Origin of the sequence: Sphingobium sp. (genome assembly GCF_036170395.1) — a bacterium.
GTDB lineage: Bacteria > Pseudomonadota > Alphaproteobacteria > Sphingomonadales > Sphingomonadaceae > Sphingobium.
Genome location: NZ_JAVHPD010000029.1, coordinates 1 through 11,048, shown reverse-complemented (window position 1 = coordinate 11,048; position 11,048 = coordinate 1). Strand labels below are relative to the sequence as shown.

General features: G+C 64.3%; 14 protein-coding genes and 1 pseudogene. 7 read left to right on the top strand and 8 right to left on the bottom strand.

Annotated features, from left to right (window positions below; all coding sequences use genetic code 11):
* Positions 1-26: 26 nt before the first annotated feature.
* From V2B31_RS08600 to V2B31_RS08585, 4 genes are all read right to left on the bottom strand, one after another.
* Positions 27-290, bottom strand: a complete 264-nt coding sequence (locus V2B31_RS08600; RefSeq protein WP_328277442.1) for a hypothetical protein — start codon at positions 288-290, stop codon at positions 27-29.
* Positions 291-454: 164 nt separating this feature from the next.
* On the bottom strand, positions 455-823 hold the full coding sequence (locus V2B31_RS08595) for a hypothetical protein (RefSeq protein WP_328277440.1): 369 nt from the start codon (positions 821-823) through the stop codon (positions 455-457).
* A gap of 12 nt (positions 824-835) precedes the next feature.
* Complete coding sequence (locus tag V2B31_RS08590) at positions 836-1,183, bottom strand: hypothetical protein (RefSeq protein WP_328277437.1); 348 nt, start codon at positions 1,181-1,183, stop codon at positions 836-838.
* Positions 1,184-1,590: 407 nt separating this feature from the next.
* Positions 1,591-1,764 (bottom strand): hypothetical protein, encoded by a 174-nt coding sequence (locus V2B31_RS08585; RefSeq protein WP_328277435.1) that lies wholly within the window; start codon positions 1,762-1,764, stop codon positions 1,591-1,593.
* Positions 1,765-2,067: 303 nt separating this feature from the next.
* Here V2B31_RS08585 and V2B31_RS08580 point away from each other — a divergent pair, with 303 nt between their 5' ends.
* Together V2B31_RS08580 and V2B31_RS08575 are read left to right on the top strand one after the other, a co-directional pair.
* Positions 2,068-2,601 (top strand): antirestriction protein ArdA, encoded by a 534-nt coding sequence (locus V2B31_RS08580; RefSeq protein WP_328277432.1) that lies wholly within the window; start codon positions 2,068-2,070, stop codon positions 2,599-2,601.
* A gap of 1 nt (position 2,602) precedes the next feature.
* A complete protein-coding gene (locus V2B31_RS08575; RefSeq protein WP_328277430.1) occupies positions 2,603-2,902 on the top strand; it encodes a hypothetical protein in 300 nt (99 codons plus the stop codon).
* Positions 2,903-3,207: 305 nt separating this feature from the next.
* On the opposite strand, the gene V2B31_RS08570 is transcribed toward V2B31_RS08575, so the two are convergent.
* The 3 genes from V2B31_RS08570 to V2B31_RS08560 form a co-directional block, all read right to left on the bottom strand.
* Entirely contained in the window at positions 3,208-4,425 is a 1,218-nt protein-coding gene (locus tag V2B31_RS08570) for an argininosuccinate synthase (protein WP_328277427.1), read from the bottom strand.
* A 138-nt stretch (positions 4,426-4,563) separates the two neighbouring features.
* The gene (locus tag V2B31_RS08565) at positions 4,564-5,475 is read right to left on the bottom strand and encodes a hypothetical protein (RefSeq protein WP_328277424.1); all 912 of its coding nucleotides are present in this window, start codon (positions 5,473-5,475) and stop codon (positions 4,564-4,566) included.
* Positions 5,476-5,749: 274 nt separating this feature from the next.
* Complete coding sequence (locus V2B31_RS08560) at positions 5,750-5,968, bottom strand: DUF4169 family protein (RefSeq protein WP_328277422.1); 219 nt, start codon at positions 5,966-5,968, stop codon at positions 5,750-5,752.
* 72 nt (positions 5,969-6,040) lie between these two features.
* Here V2B31_RS08560 and V2B31_RS08555 point away from each other — a divergent pair, with 72 nt between their 5' ends.
* The 5 genes from V2B31_RS08555 to rfbA all read left to right on the top strand — a co-directional run bounded on the left by V2B31_RS08555 (position 6,041) and on the right by rfbA (position 10,492).
* Complete coding sequence (locus V2B31_RS08555; RefSeq protein ID WP_328277622.1) at positions 6,041-7,024, top strand: LacI family DNA-binding transcriptional regulator; 984 nt, start codon at positions 6,041-6,043, stop codon at positions 7,022-7,024.
* A gap of 66 nt (positions 7,025-7,090) precedes the next feature.
* A complete protein-coding gene (rfbC, locus tag V2B31_RS08550) occupies positions 7,091-7,666 on the top strand; it encodes a dTDP-4-dehydrorhamnose 3,5-epimerase (RefSeq protein WP_328277420.1) in 576 nt (191 codons plus the stop codon).
* On the top strand, positions 7,666-8,721 hold the full coding sequence (gene rfbB / locus V2B31_RS08545) for a dTDP-glucose 4,6-dehydratase (protein ID WP_328277418.1): 1,056 nt from the start codon (positions 7,666-7,668) through the stop codon (positions 8,719-8,721). Before rfbC ends, rfbB begins: the two co-directional genes overlap by 1 nt.
* Positions 8,721-9,608, top strand: a complete 888-nt coding sequence (gene rfbD, locus V2B31_RS08540; RefSeq protein ID WP_328277417.1) for a dTDP-4-dehydrorhamnose reductase — start codon at positions 8,721-8,723, stop codon at positions 9,606-9,608. Before rfbB ends, rfbD begins: the two co-directional genes overlap by 1 nt.
* The gene (gene rfbA / locus V2B31_RS08535) at positions 9,605-10,492 is read left to right on the top strand and encodes a glucose-1-phosphate thymidylyltransferase RfbA (RefSeq protein WP_328277415.1); all 888 of its coding nucleotides are present in this window, start codon (positions 9,605-9,607) and stop codon (positions 10,490-10,492) included. Before rfbD ends, rfbA begins: the two co-directional genes overlap by 4 nt.
* 148 nt (positions 10,493-10,640) lie before the next feature.
* On the opposite strand, the pseudogene V2B31_RS08530 reads toward rfbA, so the two are convergent.
* Positions 10,641-11,048, bottom strand: a pseudogene (locus V2B31_RS08530) (elongation factor 4); the annotation flags it as partial.

The window sequence follows — 11,048 nt, the reverse complement described above, 5'->3', positions numbered from 1 at the left end:
AAAAGAGAATAACTCGCCTGCGCTTCTCAGTCGCCGGGAAGAGCAATGACGGTAAGCCCGTTGAGCGGCACGACCACGACGCGCGAACTGACGCCGCTGACGCGATGCGTTGTTCGGTTGTCCGCATCATCGTAGGTCGTGACAGTCTGCGCGCCGTTATTGACGGTTCCAGTAGTGCTGGTCTGCACCAATCGCCCCAGCGGATCGTAGGTGTAAGTGGTCGTACTCGACGCTAGCACAACATCGGGAGCACATGCGATCGCAAGGGCAACGAAGCCTCCACCTGCCATGAAAAATCTCATTGCCTTAGCCCCCATATGAAAGAAATTCGCTGTCCCGTTGCCGCCGATTCCCAGACGCGCCTTGGCCCATGATGGCGGTATGGTCGCGGAGTGAATAGACTTGCAGAGGAGTTGACGCAGCCCCCGGGCTGCACAGGATCAATCGCTAGGTCTCACCCTATAGTCGCATCAATGTAATCAATGTCCTCCACCGTCGCCGCCCCTGTACAAACGCCTTTTCCCCGAATATAAACTATCGATCCGTCTTGCCTTGCGCTTATCAGCAACGAAGCGATCATTTTATCGGCCTCGCTCGTGATCGCGAGAACACCGGTGTAGTCGGGGCTTGTAGCGCAACTGGGCGGCGTGCCACCGAGAGGAAACGCTAACTTCACGAAGAGTTTGTTCGTACCGGCGTCCAGACGGACAGAGACTACCGGGCCACGTGTGGCGCCTACGGCGAGCGCGCCGGCCGGAAACGCAGATGCAGCAAGAGCTATCGCGAGACATTTGATTGTTATCGCAGTTTTTATCGATTTCATGTTCATCTCCAATCAGTCGTTAATCACGATATATTGCACCGATTCGGTGTCTGATTGGCGATAACAGCTATTCATGCCAACAATGGTCACCTGCTTTCGCTGTGCATAAGCGGTAAGCAATACAGCAAGTTGAGCTTGTCCGAACGGCGTTCCAGCAGCAATGGCCCATCGTGAAGGATTTGCCTGACCACATGTCGGCACCGTTGTCCTTGTACCGGTCTGAATGAACAGCACGGAATTCGTTTCTGCAATGGTAAGTATCTGGCTGACCGTCCCCGATCCGGCCTGGCTAGCCCGAGCCGGAGTCACAGCGACTAAGGCCATGGATAAAATGAGGGCGGGTAAAATTTTTCGGTTCATAACAATACCCCTGTAACGCAGGTTTCTGTCGCTTGCTGCCCGATGGTGTCGTCGTTGTCCTTCGGTTTGGGAGTTCGGACATCAGGGCATCGATTTTACCAAAGAAATGAAAGGCGGAATTTTCTTCCAAAATGCCGCCGTTGGCACGAGACAAAGCAATCCGTCCCGCGCAAGAAGCATGCACAGACGACCTTTCACAATGATGCATAACCCCACTCGGTGGTGAGTGGTCTCATGCAAAATCCTACATTGCAAGCTAAATTATGTGTTAATATTTTATGACAGATGTAACCCTGTTCTTTCATGCCGGTTACACCCATTAAGCAGACATATTCTTAAACCTCAGCCAATTGCACTGTCCAATGATCCGAAATGGAGTTTGTAGAGACTCAGCTGTCGTGATCCGCTCACCGCCCGGCGTGGACGATAGATGTGACATCGATCGAAAATGCTTTTTCCCGTCCGTCATTGAGCCACTGCATGCTGCGCTTGAACTCCAAATCGCGGCGTCCCGCGACCTGAAATGCGGCGAGCTGAGCAAGCATGGCTTCGTTGATGGTTCCAATTAGCGGATTTAACACGACACCCGCTTAACACAGGTGGCAGGTGGGTTAAGTACCACAGCGATTTTCGGCGTTGCCTACGGCCCGCGCTCTCGGCGCTGCGCGCCCGGAGCCTGTAGTCTCCGCCTTCGGTTTCGATCGCAAACGCAAGGGCTGGGGCGCTGCCCCTCGCGCACTGCGAAGCGCCTTCCGCCCAGCTTCCTGCGCTACGCTCCGTGCAGCCGGTTCCCCGTGAAGGCGCTTGCTCCGCTTGCCCCCCGCTGTTCGCCACGAGGCAAGGTTTCAGATCAGCACTGAAACCCAAGCCTAACGGAGAAAACCATGGGAGCAACCATCACCAATCAAACCAAACAGCCCCGCATCTATGTGGCGTGCCTTGCGGCCTATAATAACGGTATCCTGCATGGAGCGTGGATCGACGCAGCGCAGGAGCCTTGGGCGCTGTGGGATGTGGTGAGCGCCATGCTGGCGGGATCGCCCATCACCGGGGCCGAGGAATGGGCCATCCATGACCATGAAGGGTTCGGGGTTCGGCTCGGAGAATGTGCCAGCCTTGACCATGTGGCCGCGCTGGCCGCGTTCATCGCCGAGCATGGAGAACTTGGGGCGGCGATCCTCGATCATTGCAGCGGTGATTTGGATGAAGCACGCGAAGCGATGGACGGGCGCTACCTTGGCCAGCACGCCAGCCTTGCCGACTACATGCAGGAGGTGACGGAGGAAACCACCGAGGTGCCCGCATCGCTGCGCTATTATATCGACTATCAGGCCATGGCGCGCGATGCCGAAATCAGCGGCGACCTGTTTACCGTGCAGACGGCATGGGATGCTTTTCATGTGTTCGCGGGGGCATAAGATGGACCAGCCGCAGCAAGCCTACTGTTTCACATGGCAGGGCATCGAGATCGCGGTGATCTACACGCCCCGCCGCTGGACGGTCATCGACCATCTGGAAATCCGCAGCATCAAACCGGAGGGCGCGCCGCTGCCCATCACCAACACCGGCTACCGATCCCACTTCATGCAACCCGGCACCATCGAAGCCCATGGCGGCGATGTCGTTGCACAGGTCATCGCATGGCTGGACGAGGAAGCGGCTAAGCCCGCGTGGCGGGCGCATGTCGAGGCGGGCAGGCAGGGCGATCTTTTCGCGTGACGTGCGCGGTTGTGGAGAGCATCGCGGTTTCGCTGGACACCGCCTCATGCCGTGATAAAAACGCCACAACCTGCACAAAAAGAGATATTCAGCCTGCACAGTTTCTGCACAGGCGGATTTAAAGTAATTTATTTGTTTAATAACAACGATTTATTTTTGGTATTTCTTTTCGCGGGGATGACGAAGAATTTACGGGCGGTGCGAAGGCCCACCCCGCTGCGACTAAATTCGCTTCGCTCATTAAGTCTCGCTGCCCTTCAAACGAGTCACGTGCCTCGTTTGAACGCTTGCGGGAGGGGAATAGGTCAGCGGTCGCGCCGTCCTAGCAACCGAAGCCGCAGCGCGTTGAGCTTGATGAAGCCGGCCGCATCGCGCTGGTCGTAGGCGCCGGCGTCGTCCTCAAAGGTCACGACCTTTTCGCTGTAGAGCGAGTAAGGCGACTTGCGGCCGACGACATAGACGCCGCCCTTGTAGAGCTTGAGGCGAACCGTGCCGGTCACCTTCTCCTGGCTGTGGTCGATCGCGGCCTGGAGCATCTCGCGCTCGGGCGAGAACCAGAAGCCGTTGTAGATCAGCTCGGCATAGCGGGGGGCGAGTTCATCCTTGAGGTGCGCTGCGCCGCGATCGAGCGTCAGCTGCTCGATGCCCCGATGGGCGAGATGATAGATGGTGCCGCCCGGCGTCTCGTACATGCCGCGCGACTTCATGCCGACGAAACGGTTTTCAACGAGGTCCAGCCGGCCGATGCCATGTTTGCGGCCATAGTCGTTGAGGGTTTCGAGCAGGGTCGCGGGCGACAGGCCGACGCCGTTGATCGCGACGCCGTCGCCGCGCTCGAAGTCGATGGTGATATATTCGGGCGCGTCGGGCGCGTCCTCCGGGTTGACCGTGCGCGAATAGACATAGTCCGGGGTTTCTTCCCACGGGTCTTCGAGCACCTTCCCCTCCGACGAGGTGTGCAGCATGTTCGCGTCGGTCGAGAAGGGGCTTTCGCCGCGCTTGTCGCGCGGGATCGGGATCTGGTGCTGTTCGGCGAATTCGATCAGCTTGGTGCGGCTGGTCAAATCCCATTCGCGCCAGGGGGCGATCACCTTGATGTCGGGGGCGAGGCCGTAATAGCCGAGTTCGAAGCGGACCTGGTCATTGCCCTTGCCGGTCGCGCCGTGGCTGACCGCGTCGGCGCCGACTTGTCTGGCGATCTCGATCTGGCGCTTGGCGATCAGCGGCCGGGCGATCGAGGTGCCGAGCAGGTACAGTCCTTCATAGAGCGCGTTCGAGCGCATCATCGGGAAGACATAGTCGCGCACGAATTCCTCGCGCAGATCGTCGATGAAGATATGCTCTTCCTTGACGCCCATCAGGCGCGCCTTGGCGCGCGCGGGTTCCAGTTCCTCGCCCTGCCCCAGGTCGGCGGTGAAGGTCACGACGTCGCACCCATAGGTCTGTTGCAGCCATTTCAGGATCACGCTGGTGTCGAGGCCCCCGGAGAAGGCGAGGACGATCTTGTCGATGGAATCAGACATGGGCGGCGGCGACTCTTTCTGATGGAACGGCGCGGTAACGATGCGCGCGCCGGTATCAGGCACGCCGCCAAAGCGCAACCGGACAGCCAAAGAGGAGCCGGGCGGATGGCCCGGCTCCCCGATTGGATGGTCCGACGATCAGCGGCGGCTGGGACGCAGCGTGCCGGGGCGGACGGGTTCGCCACCGAAGCGATAGACGGTCTGGCTGCGATTCTCCCGCGCGGCGACCGGAGCCGGCTCGGCGTCGATCGTCTGGGGCGCGGGGCGCGGCATGGCCGCCGCCTCACGCTGCGCGAGCAGGAATTTGGCGCGGCGCACGCGCTTGGCGCGGGTGGTGAAGGGATTGTCGGCGCTTGGCGGGGCAGCGACCATCGCGTCGAGATCGGCGTCGGCGCTGGTGCGGGCAAGGATCGGGCGGGCCGGAGCGGCGGGCATGGGCGCAACGGCCATTTCCGGCACGCGGGGTGCGGCGACCGGCTCATCCTCATATGCATCCTGCGTCAGCGCGTCGCTGCGGCGGCGGCGCATCAGCGCGGTGCCGCCGATGCCCAGAAGCAGAAGCGCGCCACCGCCAAGCGCCCAGAGCAGCGCGTCGTCGGTGCGGGCAGCTTCCGCCGCGGTCGCGGCGGGTGCGACAGCCGGCGCGGGCGGCGCGACATCGGCGGACGACTGCGGGGTCGCGGCGGGCGCGGGTTCAGGCTGAGCGACAGGCGCGGCGACGGGCGGCGAAGCCGTCACGCGCTCGGGACGAGGCGCTTCGCGCGCGGTGGGAGCGGCCGGCTGCGGCGCGGCGCGTTCTGCTTCCACGGCAGCGGTCGCTTCAGCGATGCGTTCTTCGACCGGCGGGGTCTGCTGCACGACGGGCTGGCTCGCCGTGAACAGGGGGGCTGCGGCGGCCGGCGGCGTCGCAGCGGGAGCCGCCGGCGTCACCGTCGGCGCGACCGGCGGGGGCGCGACAATTTCCTGGGCGAGCAACGGGGTTGCACTGAAGGCCAGAACAGCGGCAATCGCGGCCCTGGCGGGGCGGGTTGAGCGGATGGTGTCAGTCATAGCGGAAGGTCAACGACCCACCGTGCAATTCATCCCCGGCGGGAGGTCGAAATCGCGACAGGACGAGTGTTGTTGAAGACAAGTCGCTCATATGAACAGATGTTCATATGCAAGATGAACGGCATGTTTACGGAATGATAGTTACCGACGACGCCATTTATCTGGCCTAGATATAAATAATATGATCTGTTCTTCCGCGAAGGTCGGACTTTGGTTCAGAGGGCGGAACTGGACCCCGGCCTTCGCCGGGGAACAAGATTTAGGCGCTTGCGGCTTATTCTTCCTCGTCGCTCTTGCTTTCCCTGATTATGGGCGCAACAGCTTCCAACCTAGCGCCTTCAATCACCGCTTCTCGGCGCGCCTCCTCCGCCTGTTGCGCCGTGCGTTCCGCCTTGGTCCGGCCGAATTTCGCGCGGTTCGCTTCTGCGGCGCGGGCCTTGTCGGCGCGGACCTTGGCCTTGCGGGCCTGGCGCAGGTTGATGACGTTGCTCATGGCCCGGTTTCTAGCCTGCGCTGCTGCCTCTTGCCAATCCGGCCCGCGAGCCGCCATGGTTGCGCCATGGCCATGCCCAGCATCCACGATGTCGCCGCGCTCGCGCAGGTGTCGATCAAGACCGTGTCGCGCGTCGTCAACAAAGCGCCAAACGTCAGCGCGGAGCTGCGCGACCGGGTGGAGGCGGCGATCGATCGGCTCGGCTATCGGCCCAACCAGTCGGCGCGGCGGCTGGCGGGGGGCAAGTCCTTCATGCTGGCCTTCCTCTACAACAACCCCGCGCCCGGCTATGTCAGCCGCATCCAGATGGGGGCGGCGTGGCGGTGCCGCGACCTTGGCTATCATCTGGTGGTCGAACCGCTGTCCCCCGAAGCGAACGAGCGGTTCGAGGTGCTCGACCGGCTGGTCGCGGCGCTGCGCCCCGACGGCGTGCTGCTGGTGCCGCCGCTGGCCGACGATGCTGGGCTGCTGGCGCGGCTGACCGAGATGGGGCTGCCCTGCGCGCGGATCGCCGGATCGCTGAGCGCGCCCGATTTCACCATCCACACGCCCGAGCGCGCGGGCGGGCGCATGGTCGCGGACCATCTGATCGGCCTTGGCCACCGGCGGATCGGGGTCATCACCCCACCCCCCGGCCACCGCGCCGCATCCCGCCGGGTCGAGGGGTTCCGCGACGGGCTGGAGGCAGCCGGGCTGCCGGTCGAGGATGCGCTGTTTCTGCCCGGCCGGTTCGATTTCGCCTCGGGCATCACAGCGGGCGAGGCGTTGCTGGCGCTGCCCGAACGGCCGAGCGCGATCTTCGCCACCAATGACGAGATGGCGCTGGGCGTGCTGACGCTGGCGCACCGGATGGGGCTCCGGGTGCCCGAAGACCTGTCTGTCGTGGGCTTCGACGATACCAGCGCCAGCCTCACCTCCTGGCCGCCGCTCACCACCGTGCGCCAGCCGCTGGAGGATATGGGGCGATCGGTGGTCGATGCGCTGGCGGGCGGCGGGAGCGACGCGCCCGAATTTCTCTTCACCCTGATCGCGCGGGGCAGCAGCGGGGCGGTGTGACAATTGGCTCCATTATGGAGCGTCCGCTCATCCTTGATAGGGAATTTACCCTTATTCACCGGGCGCATGGACAGTGCCCCTTCTTGCCCGACGAACCCGACGCTGGTGCCCGCGACGCGGCACAGGGACGCGCGGGGATGGTTTGCCGAAAGCTGGTCGATCGACGCTTACGCGCGGATCGGCATCGGCTGCGCCTTCGTGCAGGACAATCATTCGCTCTCGCGCGCGGCCTTCACGCTGCGCGGTCTGCATTATCAGCGGCCGCCGCACACGCAGGCGAAGCTGGTGCGATGCCTGCGCGGGCGGATTTTCGATGTTGCGGTGGATTTGCGCGCGGGGTCGCCGGGGTTCGGGCGCTGGACCGGGGTGGAATTGAGCGCGGAGGGGGGCGCGGCCTTCTTCGTGCCGATCGGGTTCGCCCATGGCTTCCTGACGCTGGAGCCGGATTGCGAGGTGTTTTACAAGGTTTCGGCCCCTTATGCGCCGGCGAGCGATGCCGGGCTGCTCTGGGATGACCCTGCGATCGGCATAGACTGGCCGCTGCCGCGCGGCGTCGCGCCGGTCCTGTCGGCCAAGGATGCCGCTCTGCCCCGGCTGGCCGACATCGCGCAGCCCTTTCCTAGCCAGGAGGGGACGGACTGATGCGCATTCTCGTTACCGGCGGCGCGGGGTTCATCGGGTCGGCGCTGATCCGCCACCTGATCGCCGACAGCACGCATGATTTGCTCAATTTCGACAAGCTCACCTATGCCGCTACCGAAGGATCGGTGGAGAGCGTCGCGGACCATCCGCGCTATGGCTTCGTGCGGGGTGATATTTGCGACCGGGCGGCGGTGGCGGCGGCGCTGGCCGATTTCCGCCCCGACATCATCACCCATCTGGCGGCGGAGAGCCATGTCGATCGCTCGATCGACAGGCCGGACGCCTTCATCCGCACCAATATCGAGGGGACTTTCATCCTGCTGAGCGCGGCGCGGGCTTATTGGGCAGGGCTGGAGGGCGACGCGAAAGCGCGCTTTCGCTTCCACCACATCTCGACCGACGAGGTATTCGGATCGCTGGGCGCGGAGGGACTGTTCAGCGAGGACACGCCCTATGACCCGCGATCGCCCTATTCGGCGTCGAAGGCGGCGGCCGACCATCTGGTCCGCGCCTGGGGGCATAGCTATGGCCTGCCGGTGCTCGTCACCAACTGTTCCAACAATTACGGCCCCTATCATTTTCCCGAAAAGCTGATCCCGCTCATCATCGTCCGCGCGCTGCGGGGCGAGAGCCTGCCCGTCTATGGCGCGGGGGACCAGGTACGCGACTGGCTGTATGTCGAGGATCATGCCCGCGCGCTGCGCGCCGTGTTCGAGCGCGGCGAGCCGGGGCGGAGCTATACTATCGGCGGGTCGGCGGAGCGGCGCAATATCGACGTGGTGCGGGCGGTATGCGCCATCCTCGATGACCTGCGGCCGCTGGGGGATGGGCGCTGCTATGCCGCGCAGATCACCCATGTCGCCGACCGGCCGGGGCATGACGCGCGCTACGCCATCGATGCAAGCCGCATCCGTCGCGAACTGGGCTGGGCGCCGGCCGAGACGTTCGAGAGCGGGCTGGCGAAGACGGTCGGCTGGTATCTGGAGAATGAAGGCTGGTGGGCGCCGCTGCTTTCCGACCGTTCGGCGGCGGCGCGGCGGGGACTGGCGGCCTGATGCGGACGATGCTGGTCACGGGGGGCGACGGGCAGCTTGGCCGGGCGCTTGGCGCGCTGGTTCCGCCGGCGGGGTGGCGCGTGAAGGCCGCAGGGCGCGGCGCGCTGGACGTCGCCGATGCTGGCGCGGTGGCGAAGGCGATCGGCAGCGGCGGCTATGCGGCGGTCATCAACGCTGCCGCCTATACCGATGTCGATCGGGCGAAGCGGGATGCAGTGGAAGCATGGCGGATGAACGCCCTTGCCCCGGCCGGGCTGGCAGCGGCCTGCGCCGCGCATGGCGTCCCGATCGTCCATATCTCCACCGACTATGTGTTCGACGGGCGCAAGCCGGCGCCTTATGAGCCTGGCGACCGACCCGCACCTTGCAACATCTACGGCGCATCGAAACTAGGCGGCGAGATCGCGGTTGCGGCGAGCGGGGCGCGGCATGTGATCCTGCGCACCGCCTGGCTGATTTCGCCTTATGGCCACAATTTCGCGACGACGATGATGCGGCTTGCGGCCGAGCGGCGCAGCGTCCGCGTCGTCGCCGACCAGATCGGCAACCCGACGCTGGCGGGCGATCTGGCGCAGGCGGCCGTCGCGATCGCCATTCGCCTGGCCGACGATCCGACCGCGCCGAGCAGCATCTATCATTTCGCCAATGCGGGCGCGGCGAGTTGGGCGGAGCTTGCGCGCGCGCTCTTTGCGCAGAGCTGCGCGCGCGGCGGGCCGAGCGCGGCGGTGGAGCCGATCGGGTCCGCCGACTGGCCCACCCCGGCGCGGCGGCCGGCGAACAGCCGCTTGTCCACACAGAGCCTGACCGACGGCTTCGGCATCACCCCCCGGCCATGGCGCGACGGGTTGCCTGCGTTGCTCGACATGCTGATCGGAGACCCACGATGAAGGGCATCATCCTGGCCGGCGGGGCCGGCACGCGGCTGCACCCTGCGACGCTGGCGGTGAACAAGCAGTTGCTGCCGGTCTATGACAAGCCGATGATCTATTATCCGCTCTCGGTGCTGATGCTGGCGGGGATACGCGACATCCTCATCATCTCCAGCCCGGACTATCTGGACAGCTATCGCCGGCTGTTCGGCGACGGGACGCCGCTGGGGCTTTCGATGTCCTACGCGCTCCAGCCGCGGCCGGAGGGGCTGGCGCAGGCGCTGCTGATCGGGGCGGACTTCATCGAGGGCGGGCCGGTGGCGCTGATCCTGGGGGACAATATCTTTTTCGGCGCGCATCTGCCGGCGCTGCTGCGGCGCGCAGTCGAACGGACGGAGGGCGCGACGGTGTTCGCCTACCGGGTCGATGATCCGGCGCGATACGGCGTGGTCGAACTGGGGGCGGACGGGCGCGCGATGGGGCTGGAGGAGAAGCCGGCCGCGCCCAAATCGAACCTTGCCGTCACGGGCCTTTATTTCTACGATGCGCGGGCGGTCGGTCTGGCCCGCACGCTCGTTCCCTCGCCGCGCGGCGAGCTGGAGATCACCGATCTCAACCGCCTCTACATGGACGCGGGCGACCTGCATGTCGAGCAGATGGGGCGCGGCTATGCCTGGCTCGATACAGGGACGCATGACAGCCTGATCGAAGCGTCGGAGTTCGTGCGCACGATCCAGCACCGGCAGGGCATCCAGATCGCCTGCCTGGAGGAGATCGCCTATCAGCAGGGGTTCATCGGCCGGGCGGCGGCGCAGGCGCGGGGCGAGCTGTTCGCCAAGACGGCTTATGGGCGGGCGATCTTGGCGGCGCTCAACCCCCAGGGCATTGAGCTTTCAAACTGACCCGTTCGCTTCGAGCAGGTTCGAGTGCAGTCGAGAACCGTCCGTCGAGAAGTCCGCGCACGCATTCTCGATACCCCTTCTCGACTTCGCTCGAAGTCTACTCGAACCGAACGGAGGTGGGTGAGATCAAACGCTCGGCGCTCAATCCCTAGCTTTCGTCCCCCATGCGGAGCGCGGCGATGAAGGCTTCCTGCGGGATTTGCACGCTGCCATATTCGCGCATGCGCTTCTTGCCTTCCTTCTGCTTCTCCAGCAGCTTCTTCTTGCGGGTGATGTCGCCGCCATAGCATTTGGCGGTCACGTCCTTGCGCATCGCCGCGATCGTCTCGCGCGCGATCACCTTGCCGCCGATCGCCGCCTGGATCGGGATTTTGAACAGGTGGCGGGGGATCAAGTCCTTCAGCCGCTCGCACATGTGCCGGCCACGCGCTTCGGCGGCGGAGCGGTGGACGATCATGGAGAGCGCATCGACCGGCTCGTTGTTGACGAGGATGCTCATCTTGACGAGGTCGCCCTCGCGCGTGCCGATCTGGTGATAGTCGAAGCTGGCATAGCC

What these genes read in the sequence shown, in the direction of transcription:
- V2B31_RS08600 (WP_328277442.1), bottom strand. Translation starts at nt 290, where the DNA reads ATGGCAGGTGGAGGCTTCGTTGCCCTTGCGATCGCATGTGCTCCCGAT.
- V2B31_RS08595 (WP_328277440.1), bottom strand. Translation starts at nt 823, where the DNA reads ATGAAATCGATAAAAACTGCGATAACAATCAAATGTCTCGCGATAGCT.
- V2B31_RS08590 (WP_328277437.1), bottom strand. Translation starts at nt 1,183, where the DNA reads ATGAACCGAAAAATTTTACCCGCCCTCATTTTATCCATGGCCTTAGTC.
- V2B31_RS08580 (WP_328277432.1), top strand. Translation starts at nt 2,068, where the DNA reads ATGGGAGCAACCATCACCAATCAAACCAAACAGCCCCGCATCTATGTG.
- V2B31_RS08575 (WP_328277430.1), top strand. Translation starts at nt 2,603, where the DNA reads ATGGACCAGCCGCAGCAAGCCTACTGTTTCACATGGCAGGGCATCGAG.
- V2B31_RS08570 (WP_328277427.1), bottom strand. Translation starts at nt 4,425, where the DNA reads ATGTCTGATTCCATCGACAAGATCGTCCTCGCCTTCTCCGGGGGCCTC.
- V2B31_RS08565 (WP_328277424.1), bottom strand. Translation starts at nt 5,475, where the DNA reads ATGACTGACACCATCCGCTCAACCCGCCCCGCCAGGGCCGCGATTGCC.
- V2B31_RS08560 (WP_328277422.1), bottom strand. Translation starts at nt 5,968, where the DNA reads ATGAGCAACGTCATCAACCTGCGCCAGGCCCGCAAGGCCAAGGTCCGC.
- V2B31_RS08555 (WP_328277622.1), top strand. Translation starts at nt 6,041, where the DNA reads ATGCCCAGCATCCACGATGTCGCCGCGCTCGCGCAGGTGTCGATCAAG.
- rfbC (WP_328277420.1), top strand. Translation starts at nt 7,091, where the DNA reads ATGGACAGTGCCCCTTCTTGCCCGACGAACCCGACGCTGGTGCCCGCG.
- rfbB (WP_328277418.1), top strand. Translation starts at nt 7,666, where the DNA reads ATGCGCATTCTCGTTACCGGCGGCGCGGGGTTCATCGGGTCGGCGCTG.
- rfbD (WP_328277417.1), top strand. Translation starts at nt 8,721, where the DNA reads ATGCGGACGATGCTGGTCACGGGGGGCGACGGGCAGCTTGGCCGGGCG.
- rfbA (WP_328277415.1), top strand. Translation starts at nt 9,605, where the DNA reads ATGAAGGGCATCATCCTGGCCGGCGGGGCCGGCACGCGGCTGCACCCT.